This window comes from Streptomyces tatrensis, assembly GCF_049310065.1.
Classification (GTDB): Bacteria; Actinomycetota; Actinomycetes; order Streptomycetales; family Streptomycetaceae; genus Streptomyces.
Genome location: NZ_JBMDLB010000011.1, coordinates 2379505 through 2401437 on the forward strand (window position 1 = coordinate 2379505; position 21933 = coordinate 2401437).

Consider the following 21933-nt stretch of genomic DNA (forward strand, 5'->3'; position numbering starts at 1 on the left):
TGCGCACGGTCATGCATGAACGGCTTGCGATGCCACCAGAGCCCGGAGGGAAGGGCGGGGGCGGCTTCCATGCCGCTTCTTCGGCAGCGATCTCCCGCCTGCACTGCCTAATCTCCCAATCCCGCTGAGCTTCGCTGATCACGCGCCCCACCCCCGAGCCACGATGACCGCCACAGTGACCACCCATAAGATCGTTCCGAGGGTGACCAGCGCGACGCTTTCCCGGGTGGGCTGCCCGTGCTCCTGGTGCTCGTTGTCGTCGGTCACTGGGCACGCTCCACCACAGCGACTTCCGAGAACTCCCGCACGAACGTCATGTGCCCCGTGCGGCCCGTGTGCTGAATGCACATGTCCGTGCACACGTCCGCGTTCCCGGTCGGCTCGGCAGCCCAGTTGCAGTCAGGGTTCAGGCACCGCGCCGTTGCGGTCGTCTCAGCGGACGGATGACGCCGCATGACGTACGTGATGTACCGCATCACCGAGATCACGCTCATGCCGTGTCCCGGCGGTGCGGGTGATTGCGAAGCTCTGCGGTTTGCACCGCCACGGAGCACGGGGCATCGGCTTCTCGGGCGATCTCTCGGGCCGTGTTCAGCGCAAGGTAGCCCCCGCATCCGGGTACGGGCACCGGTTCGAGCGGGTCAGTTCGTGCAGTCTCTTGCTGTGCTGCCGTCGCCATGACGCACCCTCCGCGTTGTCTGCCGGACGATGACAACGCTAGGGAGACGGCACACTCGACTCACAGGAGATTGCACAGGGTTGCACGCCAATTAGCCGAGGGCGCTCATGGCCGAAGTGATCAGCACACGGGCTTTTGCACCGTAGACAGCCAGCTCTGCCAGTTCGGTGAACGTATCGGCGTACATGGCTACTTCGCTGGGCTGTGTCAGGGTGAGGTAGCCAGAGATCAGTTCTACGTTGACCTGTGCGGTGTCGTAGATCCAGAACCCCTCAGCCGGCCACCGCTCCCGATCCGGCCGCATGGGCACAACTCCCAAGCTCACATTGGGAAGCGAGGCAATCGAGATCAGGTGGCCAAGCTGCCCGGTCATGACCTCCGCGCCCCCGATCCCACACCGCAACACCGACTCTTCCACGAGGAACGCGAACCGGCGGTCACCCTCGTACAGGACCCGCTGTCGCTCCATTCGGGCAGCCACTGCGTCGGCCACCAGGCCGCGCCGTCGCTGGATCGCTTGCAGTGCTGCGGTCGTGTAGGGCTGTGTCTGGATCATGCCGGGCACGAGCCACGAGGAGTACGAACGGAAACGGCGGGTCCGCTGGTACAGCGGCAGGCGGGCCTCCTGAGCCTGCTTGAGCCCGGCCCGCTCCATGCGCCGCCAGCCAACCCACATGCCCTCGGCCGTCCGCAGCGAGGCAATCAGGTCTTCGGTCTGATCCTCGGCCCCGCACGCTTGGCACCACGCCCGGATGTCATCAGCGGACGGGGGCGTCCGGGCATTCATGATCCGGGAGGACTTGGACGGGTGCCACTCGCAGCGCTCGGCGATATCGCGCCCGGACAGGCCGGCATCCCGGCACAGCTCGGCGAGACGATCCGCTAGAGCCTGCCGGGCTTGCTGGGCGCTGGAGTATGCAGAAAGAGCCATGGTGCGTATTCGTCAGACCGGCCGGTACTCCGCATGCGGGATAGCCCGCTCCCACGCCGCCTCGTACGCCGTCGCGTACTGGGTGGCCAACGCCGGGTCGTGGTGGACCTCCATGCGCGGACCAGTCCACTGACCCTCACCGCTGAAGTGGTGCAGGATCACGGTCTCCTCGTCCATGACCCATCCGTCCAGTGCGGGGAGCAATAGATCACGCGCACGGGATCGGGGCAGCCAACGCACATCCTCGCCCGCTGCAACGTTCGAGAACGTGCCGTCGTACTCGTACCGCACATAGTCGCTCAGGGGCTCGGAGACGACGCGCAAACGGCGCATGACCACGCCTCGGCCGATCGTCTCGGCCACCACGTCCAGCCACGACCGCCACCACGAATCGCGCTCGGCAGGGTCGTACCGGTGTCCCTCCTGCCAGCGGATGAACTCCGGGTCATCCCGCATGTAGCTGTCCCGCATCTCAAGGTGCATGGCCGACCGCTGCGCCTTGGCGAGTGCTTCACGTACCGCTGTTGCCACCGTTGTCCTCACTGTCCGGGCGGGGGATGAACTGGAGCATGTTCGCAGGCAGCCGGATCACGGTCTCGTGGTCCGGTACGTCCGTGGAATGGCCCGGCACCGAGCCGACCTCCTGCGCCTCCCGAATCGTCTGCTCGTCGGCTTTCCACGACTGGATGATCAGGTCGCCGGTCGTGTCGTCCAGCCAGATCGTGGGCGATCCGTCGTCCGGGGTGTTCGGCCAAATCCCCAGGAACTTTAGGGCCATTGAGCACTCCTCTACCGAATGGATTGCATCGACGTGCACGAGCCTCACCCCTCCGACAGGTCAGCGCAAGAGGGCCTACAGACACCGTGACTGCGCTGAAGTCAGACGCACGAAACCCCCGCACCCGTCACCCGGCGAGGGAGACGAGCACGGGGGCTCTGTGTGTTGATCAGCCGTTCATCACGTTGGTCAGTCGAGCTGCGGCCTTCCCGCCGAACAGCGCGAGGCCACAGTAGAAGTCGATGCGAGTGCGGTAGACGGGCTTGTCGTGAGACTCGCCGAGATCAGTGGCCTGTACCCCACCGTTGGTCAGACCCGTGACACCCGCGTCCGCCTCCGTAGAGCCGAATCGGACGGCGTAGATGTCGCCGGTCTGCTTCCCGCCCGTGCCGGTGGTCAGGGGCAGCACGTCTGTACCATCCAGCCGCTGGCCCGCGTCGAGCATCGGAATCCCGTTCCACGTCACGCCACGCTTTCCGGCGATCTCTGCCGTCAGCAACTCGGCACCACCGAGCCGACGGAAGCCCGACACAATCTTGGCCCGGATCTCGGCGTTCATGTAGAGAGCACCATTGGAACCGTTGATGCCACGGACGCGCGCGGTCAGTGCGTCCAGAGCGTCGAAGAACTCGAATCCGTTGGCCACCGGACCTACGCCCTTGGCATCGGAAACCTGACTGCCGAACAGCCGCTTGCGCAGCCCGTCGAAGCCCTTCGGGTTCACTTCCGCATCGCCGTTGAAGAACTGGTCAGCGAAGTGGAGGGATGCGGCCTTTACCTTCATCGCGGTCTGGATCGCGCGCTGGTCGTTCAGGTTGCCTCGCGTCTGCACGATGAACTTGTCCACGTCGGCGTCACCACCGAGGATCGCGAGCGTCTCGACCTTCTGATTGAGCGTTCCGGTGCTCTCCGGGTACGCCTCGTTCACCGCCCGGAAGGCGACCCCCGGAAGGGTGGACTCCTCGTTGTAGCGGTAGGCATTGCCCGCAATCTGGATCAGCGGCAGACGGTCCAGGATCGGCGACTCCTGCACGAATGTCTCAATAACGCCTCGCTGCAAGTGGTCCTGGGAGAGCTTGGCGGATTCAGCAAGGGTGAGAGTCATGAAATTCTCCAATATCGATAGCAAATAAAAAGGAGCGAAACCGGGAATCCGGCCTCACTCCACACAAGAGCTCGGATGAGCCACGCGAGTTTTTTACCTCCCTGCCGCTCGGGAAGGAGTGGGGTTGACCCCCTCCCCCTGGTCAGAACGGCGGGAGCTCGCGCGATTCGCGACGTGAACGAGCCTCGGCAGCAAATCCGCCCGGCTGATGCCTCGCTGTCTCGCGGTTGTGGCACGCGACGCACAGCGGACGCAGATGACCCGCAGCGTCAGGGTTCGTCTCGCCCCGTGCGAGCAACTCCCTGCGGCTCAGTGGGAAGTGATCCGCCACGTTCGCCAGACGGCCGCACAGCACGCACCACGGATGCTTGTACAGGTAGGCCCTGCGGATGCGCGGCCATCGCGTGTCATAGACAGCGCCACCACGTGACGCACGGTCCGCGTTCGCCTCGCGCTCATGCCTGGCACAGCGACCACCAGACGTGAGCTCGGGGCAGCCCGGGGCAGAGCAGGGTGGGCGGGGTTTGCGGGGCATGAGGGATCACCTCCAATCTGTCAAGGGGTAGTGGCGGTATCGCACTGCGTCATGGAATGCTCTGCACGGCTCGGCATACTGCCGACCCAGTGAGGAGACAGTGATGGCTGACGCGGAGAACAGCACCCAGACCCCGGCCGAACCGGCAGCAGAAGACGGCGCGGTACGCCCGGAAAGCATCACGTTGAACGACCGCCGGGACGGTAGCCCGATCATGGAGATTGACGACTTCGCCCCCACGGTGGGCAACACAGCGGGCCGCGACTTCCCGGTGTTTGGAGAGCCCAAGGACTAACGCTTGCGACACACGGCCCTCGGATTCGTCCGGGGGCTTCGTCGTTGCGCGGGGTGTACGGACTCGAACCGTGTTCTTCCGCCGTGTTCAGCCCCGGGACCAACCGGGCGCCTACTAGGGTCAGCGTGCGCACCTACACCGCACCCCTTCCGCACCCGCACGGGTCTGGTCAGGACCGGTCCGGGGCGGTGTCAGAACGGGATGCCAGCAGACAGCGTGAGTGCCACACTGGAAGTCCCGAGAGATTGGGAAGGATTGCTATGGCCGATCAGCCGGAAGAACAGCGCCCGGAGGAAGGGAAGATGCTTCCCGATGAGCCCGACTTGAAGGCTCCAAAAATTCAGAGCCAAGTAAATCCCAACGATGCCATGCACGTTGACGTACTCCACACTGATTACGGCCGCTAGCTTTCGGCTACTAGAACGGCGGACCAGCGGCCCCGAAGTCCTCGCGCGCCTTGAGCTTGTGACACGGACGGCAGAGCGGCTGTACGTTCCCGTCCGTGTCCGTCCCGCCCAACGCGAGCGGCTGTATGTGATCCACGTCGATGTTCGACGCGAGGACATGCCGACCACAGCGCACGCACTTCCAGCGCCCCGACTTTCGGATGATCCGGCGGAGCCGAGCGGCAGCCGAGTTGCCCCGTGCGAGGATCTCCCGGCGCTTCCGCCGAGCCCGTACCGCAGGACGCTCCTCGTAAGCCCGGTAGTGGGGCTCACAGCGGCCTCGATGGCTCGCAGGCTCCGGACAGTCGATACAGCGCATGCAGCCTCCTCGGTTGTTGGCCCTGGTACCTATGGCGGTACCCCGCGACTGCCCCGGTGGCTGCGTAACGACGGGCAGCATTCATCGTTCACCGGGCATGAACACCCTCACGCGCACAATCACCGCTCTCGCCCTCGCGGGCGCTGCCGTCGCACTGGTCACCCCGGCGCACGCTGATGAGTCCGTAAACCCCTTCGAGCTCACCTCCGCAACAGAAGACGCACACAAGCTCATCGACGACGAATCCAAGAACGTCAGCTTCGACATGACCGGCAATCACGTCTGCTATGGCGTCATCGGTTGCTTCGCGCGCTGACAGCTCCCCGTCACCGGTCCGCGTGCCCGCCCCCGGACTCGAACCGGGGAACTCTGCGGCCGATATCCCCGAGCCGGGGCCGGTACCGCGCACCTCTCGCCGTTGGGTCAGCGGGCCGAAAGGGCGCTACCAGGTAGCGTCAGTTTTGGTTGACAAGCTGTGTGCTCGTCGTGGTCCTGGTGCTCGTTGTCCTCGCCGGCGAACCGGTCTGGACGGGGTGGGGACTGCACGCGCTTACAACCCCTTTCGGCGCACTCCGGAGAGTGGGTTACTCATGGGCGGTGCAGTCCCCGCACGCGCTGCCTCACGACTCCTGCGGCCACCCCTGTAACTCGGGGTGCGTGGTGCACGGGCAACGCTCGTGGAAGAGAGTCGGGCACTCGGTCCGCCGTTCACTCTGCGGTGGGGTGCGCGGTAGTCCCGCTCGCTTCCGGGAGGAGTAGGGACCGGCGAATTCCTGTCCGCCGTAGCGGGTGCAGGCTCGCCGTTCCTTCTTCCGGGAGGAGTAGGGACCGACCGATTCCCGACGCTCTGACAGTGATGCGGTGCCGGAAGAGACGGCCGTCTCTCTTCTTCTATATTTTTTTATGTGTTACTAAAAAACCGGTTGTAACCGTCACTCCAACACCGCTCTCACCGCTGTAGGGCAGCCCAAGCCCGAAGGAGTCGCCGGCGAGCGGAAGACGCTCTGTGCGCCCGTCTGCGGGCATAAGAAAGCCCCGGCGGTCCGAAGGGACTACCGGGGCGTTCAAGCTCAGGTGGCACTGTCAGCGGTCCGTGTGGGTGTCTTCCAGCTCGGCCAACGCGGCTTGCTCGGCGTGTTCTTGTGCCGCCTTGCGGTTTACTGCCTGCTGCTCCGGGATGAGTCCGGCCACTCGGATTCGATGCTTGGCGGCTCGGGGGAACACGGTCGCCCTCACTTCGAACTCCGTCAGGATCTCCCTGCGGGCAGCATCATCGGGCGCAGAGTGCCACAGGTCCTCGACCGTCTTCCCCGTCGGCACAGAGCGCATACCGGCCGGACGCTCCGGGAGCTCACGGAGTTCGTCTATCTCACGGCCCATCTGCGCGTACCTGGTCCTGAACCACTCCGCGTCATCAGCAGAGTCGTACAACCCCGCCGCACGGTCGTCCCGGAGTCGCTTGCGGTCCGCCTCGAACTCCAGGATGCGGGCCGCGTATCCAGTGCCAGGATCGTACTCGCGGCGGGTGACCTGCTGAGATCCGCAGTGTGCAAGGAACCAGCCTTCGATATGGGCATTCGCCAGGGAAATCGAGCTGGTCGGGGCAGGCTTGCAGGCTGACGATGCCGGTATGCCTCGGACGCGTCCCGTGCACGCGTAGGCCATGGGGCCGCCGGTACGGCCGGTCACGTACAGACGCTGGCCGCAGTTGCCGCAGAACGACAGGCCCGAAAGGAGGTTGACGCTCTTCGGTGCGCGGGAGACGTTGTGGTTCCGCTTCGGCGCGGTCTTGGCTATCAGCGCGTCACGGGTTGCACGGTCCCAGAGGGGGTCTGCGAGCCGTACCGGGTGCCCGTCCCCGCCAAGTACGGGCCGTTCGCCGTGCATGAGGAACCCCAATGCCGCCTCGCTGGTGAGGATGCCTTTTAGCGTCTTAGCCCGCCACGGGGAGCCCTTGGGGGTGCGTCCATACATCACCGCTCGATGATCGGCCGGGGACAGTACACCCGCGCGCGTCAGACGGGCCGCCTCGGTGGAGCACGTGACGGTGTCTGTTTCGTCGGCGAGGATGCGTTCCGCCACGTCCCGGATGATCAGTGCCGCCACGGGATCAACGTCGACATGGTCCACCTTGCCCGTGGGAACGAGCCGAACGAACTGGTAGCCGTAGGAGTTCTTCTGGTGCGGCTGCCCTGCGCTCCGCGCTCGGAGCGTCTCGTCCCGGTTGCGCTTTTGGATGGCCCGCAGCTCCATCTGAGCCCCGAAGGCCTCCATGGACAGACGCATCTCGTCGTTCGGGTCGGCAAGGTCCCAGGGTCCGGCGTGGCCGAACGTGACCAGCAGTCGGCCCGACTCGTGGATCATGTACGCGGTGTTCAGTACGTCGCGCTGGTTGCGGCCGATCCGGTCGACGGCTGCCCCGACGATGCCGGAGTACGGTCCGGCTTCGTTCCGCAGCCACGGCCCGAGCCCCGGACGCGTCAGCGGGTCGGTGGCGCCCGAGACCTCCCAGTCATCAGCCCACGCGATGACGTGTCCGCCGAGGGTCTCCACCGCGCTCAGCACCTGGTTCATCTGACGCTCAGGGCTGTTCGTTGCGTCCGTCTTGCGACTGAGCCGGCGTACCCCCACCAGGCACTTTCCGCATCCGTCGTACTCAGTCGTGATCATGCGGTCCATCTTTACCCGACCTGTCTCACACGTGCATGTGTGTTTTAGGGGGGTACCTGGACTGGAAGGAGCGCTGGATCGACGCCGGGCGCAAGGCGCTGCCGCACGCGCCCGCGCAGCTGGAGATGCTGGCGCTGGAGGCCTGCCTGGACCGGATCGCGGCCGAGGGCCTGGGGTCGGTGACGGCCCGCCACGCGGCCGCGGCGGCGGCGACCCGCGCGGGCGCGGTGGCGCTGGGGCTCGCCCCGTACGTCGGCCGGGACGCGGCGGCGGCCCCGGTGGCCACCACCCTGCGGGTCCCGGAGGCCTCCCTGGTGGTGGCGAAGGCCCTGGCGGCGGATCCGGCGGCCCCCCTCGCGGCGGGCGGCGGCGCACTGGCCGGGGAGATGGTCCGGGTCAACCACTACGGCACGGCGGCCTCCCCGGACACCGTCGGCGCGAGTCTGACGGCCCTGGCCGCGGCCCTGTCGGTGGACCCGGCCGGGGCTCTCGCGGCGGCGGGCGCGGCCTGGTCGGCCGCCTGGCCGAAGGGCCTGCGCTCCGCCTGAGCCGAAGGCCTGGGACTCCTCCAAGCGCCGGGCGTCGCGGGCCAGTTCCCGCATCGGGCCGTAGGTGGCCGCCGCCTGCGAGGCGTCGACCAGCATCCGCGCCCTGTGCGCGCGGGTGGCCGAAATCGCCGAAGCCCTCCGCGGTCCCGGCCCCCAGCGCCTCCGCCGGCAGCCGCACCTCGGCGACCGCCGAGCCGCCCTTAGGGCTGCGGCACCGCGCACGCGCCGTCGGGCTCGCACGCCTCGCCCTCGGGTGCGGCGGGCGCGAGGACCTCGCGGCCGGCCCAGGCCTGCTCCAGGGCCTGCGTGAACACCTCGGCGGGCTGGCCCCCGGAGATCCCGAAGCGGCGGTCGAGCACGAAGAACGGTACGGCGTTCGCGCCCAGCTCGGACGCCTCGTGCTCGTCGGCCCGCACCTCGGCGGCGTACGCCGTCTCGTCGGCCAGCACCGCGCGGGCCTCCCCCTCGTCCAGTCCGGCCTCGACGGCGAGCGCGACGAGCACCTCCGGGTCGAAGACGGAGCGCTCCTCGCCGAAGTTGGCGCGGTAGGCGAGGTCGAGCAGCTCCTCCTGGCGGCCGCGGTCGGCGGCCAGGTGCAGCAGGCGGTGGATGTCGAAGGTGTTGCCGTGGTCACGGCCCTCGGTGCGGTACGTCAGCCCCTCGGCGCGGGCGCTCGCGGCGACGTGCTCCTCCATGCCGCGGGCCTCCTCGAGGGTGCGGCCGTACTTCTTGGCCAGCATCTCCACGACGGGTGCCACCTGGCCCTTCGGGCCGTTCGGGTCGAGCTCGAAAGAGCGGTAGACCACCTCGACCTCCTCGCGGTGTGCGAAGTCGGCCAGCCCCTTGGCGAACCGGGCCTTGCCGATGTAGCACCACGGGCAGGCGATGTCGCTCCAGATCTCGACGCGCATGTTCCTTCATCCCTCCACGGAATCAACTGTTCCGTGTTCAACCATCTGCCTCTGCGTCTCATTCCCCGGACGAGTCGTTCCCCGGACGGGTCGTTCCCCGGACGGGTCGTTCCCCGGACGGGTCGTTCCCCGGACGGGTCGTTCCCCGGACGGGTCGTTCCCCGGACGGGTCGTTCCCCGGACGGGTCGTTCCCCGGACGGGTCGTTCCCCGGACGGGTCATTCCCCGGACGGGTCATTCCCCGGCCGGTCCCCCGGTCGCGTCCACCGTGAGCCACAGGATGCGGTGGGAGCCCGCGACCCGGGCGCCGGCGGGGTCCGGGAGCCAGCCGTGGGTGGCGTAGAAGGCCTGGGCGCGGAGGTTGTGCTCGTAGACCTCCAGGCGGACCCGGCGGACGCCCGTGCGGCGCCAGGCGTCGAGGCAGGCGCCGTGCAGGGCCGCCCCGGTGCCGCGGCGCCAGTGGACGGGGTCCACGTGCAGCTGGGTGAGGGTGGTCTCGCCGTCGGCGGTGCGGAAGGCCGCAACCCCGGTGAGCTCGCCGCCGCTCTCGGCGCAGAGCACCCCGCCGTCGGCCGCGGCACGGGCCACCGCCCGGGACCAGCCCTCGCGGGTGCGCGCCAGTTCGGCGGCGCCGCCGTAGGCCTCCTCGGGTATCCGGCCCCGGTAGTAGGTCGCCCGGGCCCGGGTGTGGAGGGCGGCGATGGCATCGAGGTCTGCGGGCTGCGCGGTCCTGATCATGGGAAGGAGAACGCGCCGGGAATCCCGCCGGTTCCCGGCGCGCTCCACGGGCTACTTCTTCAGCCAGGCCTTCAGCATCTGCTGCGCGATGGGCGCGGCGAGCTTGCCGCCGCCGATCTCGGAGCGGTCCGTGTCCGAGTTCTCGATGACGACGGTGACCGCGATCTGCTTGCCGTTCATCTTTCCGTACGTGGTGTACCAGGCCAGCGGCGGCAGGCTGTTGTTCACGCCGCGCTGGGCGGTACCGGTCTTGGCGCCCGATTCGACGCCCGGGATCTGGACGTTCCTGCCGCCGCCTTCGGTGGCAACCGTCCGCATGGCGTCCTGGACCATCGAGGCGGTCTTCGCGCTCATCACCTGCTGGGACTTCGGGTCCTTGAAGCTCTCCAGCACGTTGCCGTTGGAGTCGGTGACCTCGGAGACCATGTGAGGGGCGACCAGCTTCCCGCCGTTCTCGATCGCGGCGGTCACCATGGCCATCTGGAGCGGGGTGGCCTGGACGTCGAACTGGCCGATACCGGTCTGGGCGACCTGGTCGACGGACATCTTCTTCGTCGGGTACTTGCTGGACGGGGTCGTCCACACGGGGGTCTTCTGCACCACGTTGAAGCCGAGCTTCTCCGCCATGGCGCGCATCTTGTCCTGGCCGAGCTTGTGGGCGAACTCCGCGAAGACGTTGTTGCAGGACAGCTTGAGCGCGACCCGGGGGGAGACGTTGTTGCAGAGCGAGTCGTCCACCTCGCTGCGCAGCTTGGTCCGCGTCCCGGGGATCGTGTAGTCGCCGGGAACCGAGGTCGGCGTGTCGATGCTCGTGACGAGGCCGTTCTCGATGGCCGCGGCGAGGGTGACCAGCTTGAAGGTGGAGCCCGGCGCCTGCGGCTTGCGCAGGGCGGTGTTCTCCATGGCCTTGCCCTTGTCGGCGCTGAGCGCCTCCCAGGCCTTCTGCTCCGCCTCGCCGGCGCCGGCGATGGTGCCCGGGTCGAAGGACGGGTTGTTCACGACGGCCAGGATCTCTCCCGTCACCGGGTCCATGGCCACGGCCGAGCCCTGCTTGCCCTTGAGGGCGTCGTAGCCGGCCTTCTGGACGTCCTTGTCGATCGTGGTCAGGACGTTGCCCGGGGCTGCCCGCTTGTTGGTGAGCGTGTCCATGATCGTCTTGAGCCGGTTGTCGGTGCCGTTGAGGATGTTCTTGTAGACGCCCTCCAGCATGCTCGACCCGAAGGCCTGGGAGCTGTAGCCGGTGATCGGCGCGTACAGCGGTCCGTCCGTGTAGGTCCGCTTGTACCGGAAGTCCTTGCCGCCCGTGTCCTTGGAGCCGGTGATCGCCTCCCCGCCCACGATGATGTTCCCCAGCGGGTTCTCGTACTTCCCGATGAGGTTGCGCCGGTTGTTGGTGTCGTCTGCGAGGGCCTGGCCTTGGTACGCCTGCACCCAGGTGACCCGCACCAAAAGGGCAAGCACCAGAAGCAGACAGAAGACCGACGCACGCCTGATCGTCTTGTTCATCCCCCAGAAGGACGTCCCGGCCGCCCCGGCCGTTCCGCTCTGCCCCGATTGTGGCGGACTTCTCAGCCTTTCTTCATGAGGAAGCCTCCCTCGTACGCCGCGATGACCGCCTGGGTCCGGTCCCGGGAGCCGGTCTTGGCCAGGACCGCGGCCACGTGCGTCTTGACCGTCTGCGGGCCGACTCCGAGCCGCTCGCTCACCTCGTGGTTGGAGAGCCCGGTGGCCATCAGGCGCAGTACGTCGGCCTCCCGGTCGGTGAGCCGGGCGACCCAGGGCGCGGCGGCCGGGCCGGCCCCGGCCGGGGTGTGGGCGGCGGCCAGGGAGCGGACGGCCGCCGGGAAGAGCAGCGAGTCCCCGCGGGCCACGAGCCGGACCGCGGCGGTCAGCTCGTCGGGGTCGGCCCGCTTGAGGAGGAACCCGGCGGCTCCCGCGCGCAGCGCCTCGTACACGTAGGCGTCGTTCTCGAAGGTGGTGACCACCACGATCCGGGGCGGCTCGGCCATGGTGGCGAGGATCCGCTCGGTGGCACGGATGCCGTCTGTCTCCGGCATCCGCACGTCCATCAGCACCACGTCGGGGGCGAGCGCCCGGACCACGGACACGGCCTCGGCTCCGGTGGCCGCCTCCCCCACGACCTCCAGGTCGGGCTCGGCGTCGAGGATGACCCGCAGGGCGGTACGGACCATCCGCTCGTCGTCGGCCACGACCAGGCGCAGCGGCGGACGGGCCGGCGCGGCGGCCCCCGGACCCGCCGACGGGGTCGGGGTCGGGGTCGGGGGCGGGGGCGGGGGCGGGGGCGGGGGCGGGGGCGGGGGCGGGGTCGGCTGCGAAATCGGCTGCGGGATCGGCCGGGTCATCGGGCGCCCTCGCCGAGCGGGAGGACGGCCCGCAGGCGCCAGCGGCCCTCGTGCGGCCCGGACTCGACCCGCCCGCCGAGCAGCGAGGCCCGCTCGGCTGCGCCGTGCAGCCCCCGGCCCCCGGTGGTGCGGGCCCCCGGAGCGGCCGCCGGATCGTTCGTCATGGTGATCTCCAGTTCCTCGTATCGGCCGCGCTCCTCATATCCGCCGCGGCCCTCGTATCCACCGCGGTCCCCGCGCCCGCCCGGTTCCCCGCGCCCGCCGCGCACCCGTACGAGGATCCGCAGGTCGACCGGGCCCGTCCCGTGCCGCAGTGCGTTGCTCAGTCCCTCCTGCACGATCCGGTACGCCTCGCGGGAGGCGATCGCCGGAAGCCACCCCCAGTCCCCGGCCGGTCCCGGGTCCTGGCGGGCGGTGATCGGCGTCCCGGAGGCCCTGCTGCGGGCCAGCAGCCCGTCGAGGTCGGCGGCGAGCGTCGGAGCGGCGGGCAGCCCGGTGCCTCCGGCGCCGGCTCCGTCGCCCTCGCGCAGCAGGCCGAGGACGGCGTCCAGCTCCCCCACCGTGCGCCGGGTGGTGTCCTCGATCGCGGCCAGCGCCTCCCGTACGAAGCCGGGGTCGCTGTCGAGCACCCGCCGGGCGGCGCTCGCCTGGAGGGTGACCGCGCTCAGGGCGTGCCCGACGGCGTCGTGCAGTTCCCGGGCGAGCCGGTTGCGCACGGCCAGGTCCGCGGCGCGCTCCTCGGCTGCCGCCAGCCGGTCCGCCGCCGTGGGCCCGAGCAGTACGGGTGCCAGCCGGGCCAGCAGCGCCCCCGCCCCGGCGGCACACAGGACGAGCCCGGCCAGCAGCCCGGTCCCGAGCAGGGGGGCCACGTACGGCTGAGCCGGCACGCCCGCCCAGCCGAGCCCGGTCGGCAGCTCCCGCAGCGCGCTGACGAACGGCAGGGCGAGCAGCACCACCGCCATGGGCGGTACCGCCAGGGTCATCCCGCTGACCAGGGCCCCGAGCCCCAGGTGCAGGGTCCACCAGGCCGAGGCCCGGCCCCGGGCCGCCCAGCTCCGGGCCGGCCCCTCGGCGAACCGCTCCCCCGGCACCCCGCACAGGGCCCTGGCCGCGGCCACCGACATCGGCCGGACCAGTCCGAACAGCCCGGTCGCGGCGACGAGCGGCAGCGAGACGGCGTAGGCCGCGAAGCTGAGCGGCAGGGAGTTGAGCGCGTTGACCCCGCCGCCGACCGCTCCGACCACCACCTGCGCCAGCAGGAAGTACGGCATCAGGAGGGCGCCGCCGAGGACCAGGTGCACCCAGCGCAGCCGCCCCTGCCTCGCGCGCCGCCGGTCCGTTCGTATCCGGCGCGGCCACATCCGCGTCCCCTGCCGCTGCTCCACCCGGGCCCCCTCAGACCGCGCGGCGGCCGGCCAGGAACCGCCCCATGACGGCAGTTGCGAGGAGCGCGGTGATCATTTGGCCAGCGTAGATCAGGTAGGTCGCCGTGGTGGTCTGTTCGCCCGGGCCCGGTTCCCCGCCCGTGAGGGCGGTCAGCATCCCCATCCCCCAGCAGAGGGTCGCCGCGGACCCGGTCCACGCGACGGCCAGCGGCCACCCCGCCCGCCGGGCGCCGCCCCTGGCGAGCAGCACCGCCCCCGCCCCGGCGGTCAGCGCGCATATCCCGTGGACGGCGGAGCCCACGCCGGTGTCCGAGGAGTACTGCGCGATCTGCGCCGCGTTGTGCCCGGCCGTGCCGCCGAAGGCCCAGTAGAAGTGCACCACCGAGACGACCACGGCCAGTGCCGCCGCGGCTCCCGCCACCACCCCCGTGGGGGACGGGAGCCGCGCGCCGAGGGGACCCCGCCAGAGCCGGCCCCAGCGCTCCCGCGCATAGGGCACGAACAGGCCGGCCAGGGCTATCGCCTGGACGATGAAGCCCGAATAGACGACGTGGAAGACCCAGGGGTCGAGGAAGGGCTCCCGGGCCGCCTGCTCGGCCGCGTCCGGTCCCAGACCCAGCGCTCTCAGGAGGAGCTGGCCGGGGAATCCGAGCACGATGGGTGTGAGCAGGCCGGTGGCGACGAAGGCCGGGACGGTCAGCAGCCAGGCCGGCACCCGCATGCCCCAGGGCCTGGTGAGCACCAGGACGAGCACGATCACGGCGGCGTCCATGACCACCGTGACGGCGTTCGCCACGGTGAGGAACAGCGGGGCCTCCAGCAGGGCGCTGCCCGCCGGTATCCCGAGGTGACTCCCGGCCAGCCAGGCCGTCTTCAGCGTCAGATAGGGGAGGGTGGCGACGATGCCCACCGCGGCCAGTACCTTGCGGCCGGCCCCCGGCCGAGGTGACGACGGCTGTGCTTCTGCGTGCGCCGGTCGTGGCGACCGCTGCGGATGAACGGCTCGTGTGGTCATGACCCAACGGTCCCGCGTCCCCCGCGCCGCCACCTCCCCCTTGAAGGGGAACCGCCTCCCCCACCCGGGGGAGGAACCGGGCCGTCCACCGCACCACCCGCGGCGACCGCGCCGCACCGGCCGCCGCACCACCCGCGCCGACCGCACCGCACCGTCCACCGCACCACCCCGCGGCTACATCCGCCGCGTCACCACCGACAGCCGGTCGCGCGCCGCGAACAGCGCCGCCTTGATGCCCCGTTCGTGCCCCGGCGTCAGCCGCGCCACCGGCACCGAACAGCTCACCGCGTCCCGCGCCGGCGTGCGGTACGGCACCGCCACCCCGAAGCAGCGCAGTCCGAGCGTGTTCTCCTCCCGGTCCACCGCGTACCCCTGCTCCCGGACCAGTGCCAGGTCCTCGATGAGCCGTTCCCGGTCGGTGATGGTGTGCTCGGTGACGGCTTCGAGCCGCCGCGGCAGCAGTGCGCGCACCTCTTCGTCCGTGTGCGTGGCCAGCAGCGCCTTGCCGAGCGCGGTCGAGTGCACGGGCAGCCGCCGCCCGACGCGGGTGAAGGGCCGCAGGTAGTGCTGGGACTGCCGGGTCGCCAGGTAGACCACGCTCGTCCCGTCCATGCGGGCCAGGTGGATCGTCTCCGTCGTGTCGTCGGAGAGCCGGTCCAGCGTGGGCCGCGCCGCCGCGACGACCTCGTCCCCGTCGATGTAGGAGCTTCCGACGAGCAGCGCCCGTACGCCGATGCCGTACCGCGTGCCCGTCGCGTCCGTCTCCACCCAGCCCAGGTTCACCAGGGTGCGCAGCAGCATGTAGAGGCTGGATTTGGGCAGGGAGAGGTCGTTCTGGATGTCGGCGAGGCTGTGCAGCCCCGGCCGGGAGGCGAAGTGTTCCAGCAACAGGACCGTGCGTACCGCCGACTTGACGGCCGCCGGCGCTCCCGAGCCCCCCGACTCAGCTGTGGTGGTCATCCGCCTTCGTGCCCCTCTGTCTCTTGCTGTCACTTGTCAACCCGGAAGACACGGAAATAGAGTCCACGATGGATGTGATCATTCATCCAACGGAACAGCGTTCACAATACTGAACGCATCCGCGCGGGTCAGCGTAGATCCAGGAGGCAGTTCGCCATGGCAGCAACACCAGTCTGGAGTGTGGACCCCCGCACCGGGAAGCACCGCGAGCAGGTTGCGGTGGAGGCCACACCCCGGGAGGTGGACGAAGCCGTGGCCGCGGCCCACGCCGCCCGCGGCTCGCTGGCCGACGCCGCGCGGCGCGCCGCCTTCCTGCGGGCCGCCGCCGACCTGCTCGACGAGGCGGCCTCCCACGTCATCGAGGCCGCCGACGCCGAGACGGCGCTCGGCCCCGGCCGGCTCGCCGGCGAGCTCGCCCGCACCACGGGCCAGTTCCGCGCCTTCGCCGACGCCGTGGACGAGGGCTCCTACCTCGACGTCCGCATCGACCGCGCCGATCCCACCACCGCCCCGCCCCGCCCGGAGCTGCGCCGCTACAAGGTGCCGCTGGGCGTGGTCGCGGTGTACGCCGCCTCCAACTTCCCCCTCGCCTTCTCCGTGCCCGGCGGCGACACCGCCAGCGCGCTGGCCGCGGGCTGCCCGGTCGTGGTCAAGGCCCACCCCGACCACCCGGCCACCTCCGAGCTGTGCGCCTCGCTGCTGCGCCGGGCCGCGGTCGCCGCCGGGCTGCCGGCCGAGGTCGTCGCCGTGGTCCACGGTTTCGACGCGGGCCTGGAGCTGATCCGGCACCCGCTGATCACCGCCGCCGGGTTCACCGGGTCCATCCGGGGCGGGCGGGCCCTGTTCGACGCCGCCTCCGCGCGACCCGTACCGATCCCCTTCCACGGGGAACTGGGCTCCCTGAACCCGGTCGTGGTCACCCCGGCTGCCGCCGCCGAACGCGCCGAGGAGATCGGTGGCGGACTGGCCGGCTCGGTCACGCTCGGCGTCGGCCAGTTCTGCGTCAAGCCCGGCCTCGTCCTCGTACCCGAGGGCGCGGACGGGGACCGGCTCGCGGGTGCGCTGACCAAGGCGCTCGGCGCGACCGAGCCTGGGGTGCTCCTCGACCACCGGATGCGGGAGAACTTCGTCGCCGGGGTCCGCGAACGCGCGGCGCTGCCCGGGGTCGACGCGCCCGTCACCCCCGGCTCCGGCGGCGAGCACACCGTCGGCGCGGGCTACCTGAGCGTGCCGGCGCGGACCCTGCTGGAGGGCGGGCCCTACGAGGTGCTCCTGGAGGAGTGCTTCGGCCCGGTCACGGTGCTGGCCCGGTACGCCGGCCAGGACGAGGCCGCCGCCCTGCTCGGGCGGCTCCCCGGGAACCTCACCGCGACCCTCCAGCTGTCGGCCGCCGAGGCGGACGGCGGCCCGGGTCCGGCGGCGGAGCTGATCTCCCAGGTCACGACGCTGGCGGGCCGGGTCGTGGTCAACGGCTGGCCGACCGGTGTGGCGGTGGCCCCGGCCCAGCACCACGGCGGCCCCTACCCGGCGGCCACCTCCCACTCCACCTCGGTCGGCGGCACCGCGATCGAGCGCTGGCTGCGCCCGGTGGCCTACCAGTCGGTGCCGGACGCCCTGCTCCCGGCGGAACTCCGCGAGGCCAACCCCCTGAACCTCCCGCGACGGGTCACGGGAGGTCAGTAGCCATCGGGGCCGCGGCGGGGTCAGGCGCTCAGGACCCGGGCCTTCTCCGCCGCGAACTCCTCGTCGGTGAGCAGGCCCTGGGCCTTCAGTTCGGCCAGCGCGGTGAGCTGGCCGACCCGGTCGACCGCGGGAGCCGGCGCGGCGGCCGGCTGCTGGACCTGCTGCGCCTGCTGCCAGGCCTGCTGCTGCGCCTGCTGCTGCGCGGCCGCCTGGGCGGCCGCCTGGTTGACGAGGGCCTGCTGCTCGGCGTCCGCCGCCGCCTGCTGCTGCGCGCTGCGCTCGGCCTGGCCCCGCTGCATCCTGCCGGAGACCGCGGTGGCCGTTCCCGCCACCACCGCGGTGCGGGCCATCGCGCCCAGCAGACCCGGGCGCCCCATGCGTCGACGCATGACTCTCCTCCCTACTTCTCGGTCAGTGCGGCGACGGCTCGTTCGACGCCGTCCCGTGGAATGCGTTCCATGAAGAGCACCCGGCCGTTGGACTCCCGTACCGCCGAGGCCAGGCGCGTGGCCCAGGCGTTCTCCCACACCACCACGAGCGCGGAGGACTCCGGGGCGAGGCCCTGCGCCACGGTCTCCAGGTCCTCGTCGCTCAGCAGGTCGAACTCCTCGCCGAGGACCCGCTCGAACTGATCGGCCACCTCGGAGTCGGCGAGCTCCACCACGGAGACCGCGCCGTCCCGCTCCTTGCGGACGAACGTGAGGTCGAGGATGCGCACGACCCCGCTCTCCTGGAGCTCGCGCAGGGCCGGGGCGACATCGCCGTTGAACCGATTGCCGTCGAAGGTGACCACGGCGACGTCCACCGGGCCGATCGATTCGGCCGTAAGAGCTGCACCAGCAGGCATGAGCAAACCTCTTCCATAGCGCATGAAATCACCGCAAAAGGGATCTTACTCGGCGGGGCTGACACCGCATCGCGAGGCGGGTCGAGGAATTGCGTTGCAGACCGCCGCCCGGGGACGGCACCCTCGGCCCATGCCGAAACCTCACGGATTCTCGTACGAACAGCGGGGCGACCAGAGCGTCGTCATCACCCACCAGGGCCGGTCCGCGGCCACGCTGCGGGGCGGGCGGGCCGCCGCGTTCCTGGCCGAGGTCGAAGCCGGTGACGCCCAGCTGGTCATGGCGCGCTGGACCGGCTCCTACAAGTTCGGCAACGAGCGGACCGCCAGGAACCACCCCCGCAACCGGGGCCGGGTCTGAGGCACGTGTGGGACGCGGGTGAAGAACCGGGAAACGGGGTGAAAGTAAGGGAACGGCAAAGCCACCTCGGTCGTTCTCCCGGCATGACCGCTATGACCCCTGGTTCCAACCTGCCGCTCAATGCCGTCCGCGTGACGGTCGACGTGGCTGCCCCGGTGCGGCTCGACGTGTCCGCGCTGCTCCTCGCCGCCGACGGCAAGGTGCGTTCCGACGCCGATTTCATCTTCTTCAACCAGCCGTCCGGCCCCGGCGTCACCTACCGCTCGGGCGGCGGCACGGCGCCGGACTCGATCACCGTGGACACCGGTTCGGTCCCGCCCGGCATCGAGCGGATCGTCATCACCGCCAGCCCGGACGCCGCGGGCCAGACCTTCCAGGGCATCGAGCCCACCGCCACCGTCCGGGACGCCGGCAGCGGAGCGGTGATCTCCGCCTTCACCCCGCCGCAGCTCGGCACGGAGACCGCCCTGGTGGTCGTCGAGGTCTACCAGCGCGGCGGCGTGTGGAAGGTGCGCGCGGTCGGCCAGGGGTACGCGAACGGCCTCGCCGGCATCGCGACCGACTTCGGCGTCTCGGTGGAGGACGAGCCGGCTCCGGCGGCCGCCGCCCCGGCCCCCGTCGCCCCGCCCGCGCCCCCCGTGCCCCCGGCTCCCCCGTCGCCGCCCACCTACGCGGCCTCGCCCTGGCTCACCAGCGGCGCACCCGGGGCGGCCCCGGCACCCGCGCCGGTCGCTCCCGCACCGGTCGCGGCCGCCGCCCCCGCACCCGGCGCCGGGAAGATCAACCTCGACAAGGGCCGCGTCAGCCTCCAGAAGAACCAGACCGTGTCCCTGGTCAAGGGCGGCCGCCCGCTGCTCTCCCAGGTCAAGATGGGCCTCGGCTGGGAGCCCGCCTTCCGCGGCCGGAGCATCGACCTGGACGCCTCGGTCATCGCGTACGGCCCGCAGCGCAACCACATCGACAGCTGCTACTTCGGCAAGCTGTCCATCCTGGGCGGCTCGGTGAAGCACTCCGGCGACAACCTGACCGGCGAGGGCGCCGGCGACGACGAGGTGATCGTCGTGGACCTCGGCCGGCTGCCCGCGGACGCGACGGGCCTCGTCTTCACCGTCAACTCCTTCTCCGGCCAGAAGTTCACCGAGGTGGCCAAGGCCTACTGCCGCCTCATCGACGCCGCGACCAACGAGGAGCTGGTCCGCTTCGACCTCACCAGCGCCGAGCCGCAGACCGGCGTGATGATGGCCAAGCTGATCAAGCAGTTCTCCGGCGAATGGGAGATGACGGCCATGGGCGAGTTTGTGAAGTCGCGCACAGTGCGGGGCATGGTCAAACCGGCCGCGCAGGCACTCTGAGCAGGTGGGCGGGCACATGGAGCAACGGACGCCCTCTCCGGGTGATCTGTTCCACCCTTAATACGGAGGTGGCTGTCAGTGCCCGCCCGTAGCCTTGGAACCATGCACCAGACACTCCAGCCCGCGGGCCCCGCGCGCCCGTCCGCCGCCGAGGCGAACGAGGCGATCCGGCAGCTCGTCGAGAGCCGGGTGGACGGCGAGTGGCCCTCCGAGGCGTACGAGTTCCTCCTCGAAGAGTGGGCCGCGGCCAGCCGCGCCGAAGCTCAGTAAACGAACAGACGGACAGACGAACAGGTGAGACGACGAGAAGAGCCGCCGGGCCCGAAGGCCCGGCGGCTCTTCTCATGTCCACCGCTCGAGTCCACCGCTCATGTCCGCGGCCGGCGGGTCAGCGCCGGCGCCGCCACGGCCCCGTGATGGCCAGCATGATGCCCGGGTCCTGGATGTTGGCGAACAGCGTCCGCCCGTCCGGCGAGAAGCAGATGCCGGTGAACTCCGAGTACTCCGGCTCCTCGGCCGTCCCCAGGTTCATCTCGTTGCGGGCCAGCGGGTACGTGCGCCCCGACTCGGTCGCGCCGAAGAGGTGCTGCAGCCCCGAGCCGTCCTCGGCGATGATCAGGCCGCCGTACGGGGAGACCGTGATGTTGTCCGGGCCGTCGTAGCCACCCTCCACCGACGGGTCGCCACTTTCACCGGTAGGAGCAGCCACCCCGAGCAGGACCTGCAGCCGCACCGTGCGCCGCTTGGGGTCGTAGAACCACACCTGGCCGTCGTGGGCCGCGCCCGGGCTCTCCTCACGGGCGTAGGAGGAGACGAAGTACGCGCCGCCGTCGGCCCACCACATGCCCTCCAGCTTGCGCGCGCGGGTCACGGCCGACGCGCCGAACTGCTTGCGCACCGCCACGGTGCGCGCGTCGCGGTCCGGGACCGGCACCCAGTCCACCCCGTAGGTGGTCCCGATCTTCGTCGCGCGCGAGAGGTCGTCGACGAACAGCCCGGCGCTGTCGAAGCACTTGGCGGCCGCCAGCACACCGGCGTCGCCGGCGAGGGTACGGAGCTTGCCGCGCCCGTGGCGGAAGCCGCTCGGCGGGGTCCAGCGGAAGAGCAGCCCGTTGGGGTTGGAGGCGTCCTCGGTGAGGTAGGCGTGGCCCTGGCGCGGGTCGATGACCACGGCCTCGTGGTCGTAGCGCCCGAACGCCTTGACCGGCTTCGGGTCGAGGTTGGCGCGGCGGTCGTGCGGGTCGACCTCGAAGACGTAGCCGTGGTCCTTGGTCATCCCGTTCTTGCCGGCGAGGTCCGAGTTCTCCTCGCAGGTCAGCCAGGTGTCCCAGGGGGTGGAGCCGCCCGCGCAGTTGGTCGACGTACCGGAGATGCCCACCCACTCGGCGACCTCGCCGCCGCGCCGGACCTCGACGACCGTGCAGCCACCGGCCGCGGCCGGGTCGTAGACGAGGCCCTCGGCGAGCGGGACGGGGTGCGTCCAGTTCGTGCGCGGGCCCTTCAGCTCGTGGTTGTTGACGAGGAGGGTGACTCCCCGGTGGCCTTCGAAGGCGGCCGTGCCGTCGTGGTTGGACGGGGTGCTCTCGCCCGAGTCGAGCACGGTGACACCGCTGTGCGTGATCACGCGGTACGCGAATCCGGCGGGGAGGGCCAGGATGCCGGCCGGGTCGGGGACGAGCGGGCCGTAGCCGGGACCGTGGCCGTGGCCGTGGTCGCCCTGGCCCTGCTCGTGGCCGGCGTCCAGTGTGCCGTCGTCCGCGGCGAGGGCCCCGGGGGCGGTGGCAAGTGCGCCGACCGTCCCGGTGAGCGCGACTCCCGCACCCGCGAGTGCGGTGCGGGTGGTGAAATCTCTGCGGCTGAGCGGCATCGGGTCTCCAGGGGTGGGGAGGTGGTGCGCCTGTCGTGCGGTCGTCGGCGCACACGCTCCCGCCCGCACGTGAACGCCGACTGAACTACCCGGAAAAACGAATCGACCCCTTGTCCGGTGTCCGCGTTGGCCGAGTCCCTTTCGGGAA

At 70.5% G+C, this 21933-nt stretch carries 25 protein-coding genes and 1 pseudogene; 8 read left to right on the forward strand and 18 right to left on the reverse strand.

Going from position 1 to position 21933, the window contains the following annotated elements:
- Positions 1 to 138: 138 nt before the first annotated feature.
- The 6 genes from ACODT5_RS26485 to ACODT5_RS26510 form a co-directional block, all read right to left on the reverse strand.
- Positions 139 to 267, reverse strand: coding sequence for a hypothetical protein (locus tag ACODT5_RS26485; RefSeq protein WP_422521726.1), 129 nt, complete (start codon positions 265 to 267; stop codon positions 139 to 141).
- The gene (locus tag ACODT5_RS26490) at positions 264 to 494 is read right to left on the reverse strand and encodes a DUF7848 domain-containing protein (protein WP_422521727.1); all 231 of its coding nucleotides are present in this window, start codon (positions 492 to 494) and stop codon (positions 264 to 266) included. The genes ACODT5_RS26485 and ACODT5_RS26490 overlap by 4 nt, the downstream gene beginning before the upstream one ends.
- A 276-nt stretch (positions 495 to 770) precedes the next feature.
- Positions 771 to 1610: a helix-turn-helix domain-containing protein gene (locus tag ACODT5_RS26495; protein WP_422521728.1), complete on the reverse strand. Its 840-nt coding sequence runs from the start codon at positions 1608 to 1610 to the stop codon at positions 771 to 773.
- 12 nt (positions 1611 to 1622) lie between these two features.
- Entirely contained in the window at positions 1623 to 2141 is a 519-nt protein-coding gene (locus tag ACODT5_RS26500; RefSeq protein WP_422521729.1) for a DUF6879 family protein, read from the reverse strand.
- Complete coding sequence (locus ACODT5_RS26505) at positions 2122 to 2388, reverse strand: hypothetical protein (RefSeq protein WP_422521730.1); 267 nt, start codon at positions 2386 to 2388, stop codon at positions 2122 to 2124. The genes ACODT5_RS26500 and ACODT5_RS26505 overlap by 20 nt, the downstream gene beginning before the upstream one ends.
- A 169-nt stretch (positions 2389 to 2557) precedes the next feature.
- Positions 2558 to 3493 carry a major capsid protein gene (locus ACODT5_RS26510; protein ID WP_422521731.1) on the reverse strand — a complete coding sequence of 312 codons (936 nt, stop codon included), beginning with the start codon at positions 3491 to 3493 and terminating at the stop codon, positions 2558 to 2560.
- Positions 3494 to 4131: 638 nt separating this feature from the next.
- Here ACODT5_RS26510 and ACODT5_RS26515 point away from each other — a divergent pair.
- A complete protein-coding gene (locus tag ACODT5_RS26515; protein ID WP_422521732.1) occupies positions 4132 to 4323 on the forward strand; it encodes a hypothetical protein in 192 nt (63 codons plus the stop codon).
- A gap of 260 nt (positions 4324 to 4583) precedes the next feature.
- Positions 4584 to 4730, forward strand: coding sequence for a hypothetical protein (locus tag ACODT5_RS26520; protein ID WP_422521733.1), 147 nt, complete (start codon positions 4584 to 4586; stop codon positions 4728 to 4730).
- A gap of 10 nt (positions 4731 to 4740) precedes the next feature.
- Here ACODT5_RS26520 and ACODT5_RS26525 read toward each other — a convergent pair whose 3' ends face one another.
- Positions 4741 to 5169: an HNH endonuclease gene (locus ACODT5_RS26525; RefSeq protein WP_422521734.1), complete on the reverse strand. Its 429-nt coding sequence runs from the start codon at positions 5167 to 5169 to the stop codon at positions 4741 to 4743.
- A gap of 16 nt (positions 5170 to 5185) precedes the next feature.
- Between ACODT5_RS26525 and ACODT5_RS26530 the strand changes: the two genes are divergently transcribed.
- A complete protein-coding gene (locus ACODT5_RS26530; RefSeq protein WP_422521735.1) occupies positions 5186 to 5404 on the forward strand; it encodes a hypothetical protein in 219 nt (72 codons plus the stop codon).
- A gap of 767 nt (positions 5405 to 6171) precedes the next feature.
- Here ACODT5_RS26530 and ACODT5_RS26535 read toward each other — a convergent pair.
- A complete protein-coding gene (locus ACODT5_RS26535) occupies positions 6172 to 7758 on the reverse strand; it encodes a recombinase family protein (protein ID WP_422521736.1) in 1587 nt (528 codons plus the stop codon).
- A 56-nt stretch (positions 7759 to 7814) separates the two neighbouring features.
- Here ACODT5_RS26535 and ACODT5_RS26540 point away from each other — a divergent pair.
- Positions 7815 to 8306, forward strand: a pseudogene (locus ACODT5_RS26540) (alanine--glyoxylate aminotransferase family protein); the annotation flags it as partial.
- A 200-nt stretch (positions 8307 to 8506) separates the two neighbouring features.
- On the opposite strand, the gene ACODT5_RS26545 reads toward ACODT5_RS26540, so the two are convergent.
- The 7 genes from ACODT5_RS26545 to ACODT5_RS26575 form a co-directional block, all read right to left on the reverse strand.
- Positions 8507 to 9217 carry a DsbA family oxidoreductase gene (locus tag ACODT5_RS26545; protein WP_422521737.1) on the reverse strand — a complete coding sequence of 237 codons (711 nt, stop codon included), beginning with the start codon at positions 9215 to 9217 and terminating at the stop codon, positions 8507 to 8509.
- A 234-nt stretch (positions 9218 to 9451) separates the two neighbouring features.
- Positions 9452 to 9955: a GNAT family N-acetyltransferase gene (locus ACODT5_RS26550; protein WP_422521738.1), complete on the reverse strand. Its 504-nt coding sequence runs from the start codon at positions 9953 to 9955 to the stop codon at positions 9452 to 9454.
- Between the two features lie 51 nt (positions 9956 to 10006).
- The gene (locus ACODT5_RS26555; protein WP_422521739.1) at positions 10007 to 11461 is read right to left on the reverse strand and encodes a peptidoglycan D,D-transpeptidase FtsI family protein; all 1455 of its coding nucleotides are present in this window, start codon (positions 11459 to 11461) and stop codon (positions 10007 to 10009) included.
- A gap of 62 nt (positions 11462 to 11523) precedes the next feature.
- Positions 11524 to 12318 (reverse strand): response regulator, encoded by a 795-nt coding sequence (locus ACODT5_RS26560; RefSeq protein WP_422521740.1) that lies wholly within the window; start codon positions 12316 to 12318, stop codon positions 11524 to 11526.
- Positions 12315 to 13679, reverse strand: a complete 1365-nt coding sequence (locus tag ACODT5_RS26565; protein ID WP_422525043.1) for a sensor histidine kinase — start codon at positions 13677 to 13679, stop codon at positions 12315 to 12317. Before ACODT5_RS26565 ends, ACODT5_RS26560 begins: the two co-directional genes overlap by 4 nt.
- Before the next feature lie 34 nt (positions 13680 to 13713).
- On the reverse strand, positions 13714 to 14718 hold the full coding sequence (locus tag ACODT5_RS26570; protein WP_422521741.1) for a hypothetical protein: 1005 nt from the start codon (positions 14716 to 14718) through the stop codon (positions 13714 to 13716).
- Positions 14719 to 14892: 174 nt separating this feature from the next.
- Positions 14893 to 15678, reverse strand: coding sequence for an IclR family transcriptional regulator (locus ACODT5_RS26575; protein WP_385369747.1), 786 nt, complete (start codon positions 15676 to 15678; stop codon positions 14893 to 14895).
- Between the two features lie 156 nt (positions 15679 to 15834).
- On the opposite strand from ACODT5_RS26575, the gene ACODT5_RS26580 reads away from it, so the two are divergent.
- Entirely contained in the window at positions 15835 to 17361 is a 1527-nt protein-coding gene (locus tag ACODT5_RS26580) for an aldehyde dehydrogenase (NADP(+)) (protein ID WP_422521742.1), read from the forward strand.
- A 20-nt stretch (positions 17362 to 17381) separates the two neighbouring features.
- Here ACODT5_RS26580 and ACODT5_RS26585 read toward each other — a convergent pair whose 3' ends face one another.
- Entirely contained in the window at positions 17382 to 17750 is a 369-nt protein-coding gene (locus ACODT5_RS26585) for an SHOCT domain-containing protein (RefSeq protein ID WP_422521743.1), read from the reverse strand.
- Between the two features lie 11 nt (positions 17751 to 17761).
- Positions 17762 to 18208: a DUF6325 family protein gene (locus ACODT5_RS26590; RefSeq protein ID WP_422521744.1), complete on the reverse strand. Its 447-nt coding sequence runs from the start codon at positions 18206 to 18208 to the stop codon at positions 17762 to 17764.
- 130 nt (positions 18209 to 18338) lie between these two features.
- On the opposite strand from ACODT5_RS26590, the gene ACODT5_RS26595 reads away from it, so the two are divergent.
- The 3 genes from ACODT5_RS26595 to ACODT5_RS26605 all read left to right on the forward strand — a co-directional run bounded on the left by ACODT5_RS26595 (position 18339) and on the right by ACODT5_RS26605 (position 20188).
- Positions 18339 to 18566: a hypothetical protein gene (locus tag ACODT5_RS26595; RefSeq protein ID WP_383942642.1), complete on the forward strand. Its 228-nt coding sequence runs from the start codon at positions 18339 to 18341 to the stop codon at positions 18564 to 18566.
- A 92-nt stretch (positions 18567 to 18658) separates the two neighbouring features.
- A complete protein-coding gene (locus ACODT5_RS26600; protein WP_422525044.1) occupies positions 18659 to 19918 on the forward strand; it encodes a TerD family protein in 1260 nt (419 codons plus the stop codon).
- 102 nt (positions 19919 to 20020) lie between these two features.
- Positions 20021 to 20188: a hypothetical protein gene (locus ACODT5_RS26605; protein ID WP_243338429.1), complete on the forward strand. Its 168-nt coding sequence runs from the start codon at positions 20021 to 20023 to the stop codon at positions 20186 to 20188.
- A gap of 118 nt (positions 20189 to 20306) precedes the next feature.
- On the opposite strand, the gene ACODT5_RS26610 is transcribed toward ACODT5_RS26605, so the two are convergent.
- Positions 20307 to 21785, reverse strand: coding sequence for an alkaline phosphatase PhoX (locus ACODT5_RS26610; RefSeq protein WP_422521745.1), 1479 nt, complete (start codon positions 21783 to 21785; stop codon positions 20307 to 20309).
- Between the last annotated feature and the right edge of the window lie 148 nt (positions 21786 to 21933).

Bases quoted from the DNA above. Each gene is read 5' to 3' on its own strand.
- ACODT5_RS26580 (WP_422521742.1), top strand. From the start codon at position 15,835: ATGGCAGCAACACCAGTCTGGAGTGTGGACCCCCGCACCGGGAAGCAC.
- ACODT5_RS26515 (WP_422521732.1), top strand. From the start codon at position 4,132: ATGGCTGACGCGGAGAACAGCACCCAGACCCCGGCCGAACCGGCAGCA.
- ACODT5_RS26495 (WP_422521728.1), bottom strand. From the start codon at position 1,610: ATGGCTCTTTCTGCATACTCCAGCGCCCAGCAAGCCCGGCAGGCTCTA.
- ACODT5_RS26610 (WP_422521745.1), bottom strand. From the start codon at position 21,785: ATGCCGCTCAGCCGCAGAGATTTCACCACCCGCACCGCACTCGCGGGT.
- ACODT5_RS26545 (WP_422521737.1), bottom strand. From the start codon at position 9,217: ATGCGCGTCGAGATCTGGAGCGACATCGCCTGCCCGTGGTGCTACATC.
- ACODT5_RS26570 (WP_422521741.1), bottom strand. From the start codon at position 14,718: ATGACCACACGAGCCGTTCATCCGCAGCGGTCGCCACGACCGGCGCAC.
- ACODT5_RS26605 (WP_243338429.1), top strand. From the start codon at position 20,021: ATGCACCAGACACTCCAGCCCGCGGGCCCCGCGCGCCCGTCCGCCGCC.
- ACODT5_RS26520 (WP_422521733.1), top strand. From the start codon at position 4,584: ATGGCCGATCAGCCGGAAGAACAGCGCCCGGAGGAAGGGAAGATGCTT.
- ACODT5_RS26565 (WP_422525043.1), bottom strand. From the start codon at position 13,679: ATGTGGCCGCGCCGGATACGAACGGACCGGCGGCGCGCGAGGCAGGGG.
- ACODT5_RS26530 (WP_422521735.1), top strand. From the start codon at position 5,186: ATGAACACCCTCACGCGCACAATCACCGCTCTCGCCCTCGCGGGCGCT.
- ACODT5_RS26550 (WP_422521738.1), bottom strand. From the start codon at position 9,955: ATGATCAGGACCGCGCAGCCCGCAGACCTCGATGCCATCGCCGCCCTC.
- ACODT5_RS26595 (WP_383942642.1), top strand. From the start codon at position 18,339: ATGCCGAAACCTCACGGATTCTCGTACGAACAGCGGGGCGACCAGAGC.
- ACODT5_RS26490 (WP_422521727.1), bottom strand. From the start codon at position 494: ATGAGCGTGATCTCGGTGATGCGGTACATCACGTACGTCATGCGGCGT.
- ACODT5_RS26555 (WP_422521739.1), bottom strand. From the start codon at position 11,461: ATGAACAAGACGATCAGGCGTGCGTCGGTCTTCTGTCTGCTTCTGGTG.
- ACODT5_RS26535 (WP_422521736.1), bottom strand. From the start codon at position 7,758: ATGATCACGACTGAGTACGACGGATGCGGAAAGTGCCTGGTGGGGGTA.
- ACODT5_RS26525 (WP_422521734.1), bottom strand. From the start codon at position 5,169: ATGCTGCCCGTCGTTACGCAGCCACCGGGGCAGTCGCGGGGTACCGCC.
- ACODT5_RS26575 (WP_385369747.1), bottom strand. From the start codon at position 15,678: ATGACCACCACAGCTGAGTCGGGGGGCTCGGGAGCGCCGGCGGCCGTC.
- ACODT5_RS26600 (WP_422525044.1), top strand. From the start codon at position 18,659: ATGACCCCTGGTTCCAACCTGCCGCTCAATGCCGTCCGCGTGACGGTC.
- ACODT5_RS26585 (WP_422521743.1), bottom strand. From the start codon at position 17,750: ATGCGTCGACGCATGGGGCGCCCGGGTCTGCTGGGCGCGATGGCCCGC.
- ACODT5_RS26590 (WP_422521744.1), bottom strand. From the start codon at position 18,208: ATGCCTGCTGGTGCAGCTCTTACGGCCGAATCGATCGGCCCGGTGGAC.
- ACODT5_RS26505 (WP_422521730.1), bottom strand. From the start codon at position 2,388: ATGGCCCTAAAGTTCCTGGGGATTTGGCCGAACACCCCGGACGACGGA.
- ACODT5_RS26560 (WP_422521740.1), bottom strand. From the start codon at position 12,318: ATGACCCGGCCGATCCCGCAGCCGATTTCGCAGCCGACCCCGCCCCCG.
- ACODT5_RS26510 (WP_422521731.1), bottom strand. From the start codon at position 3,493: ATGACTCTCACCCTTGCTGAATCCGCCAAGCTCTCCCAGGACCACTTG.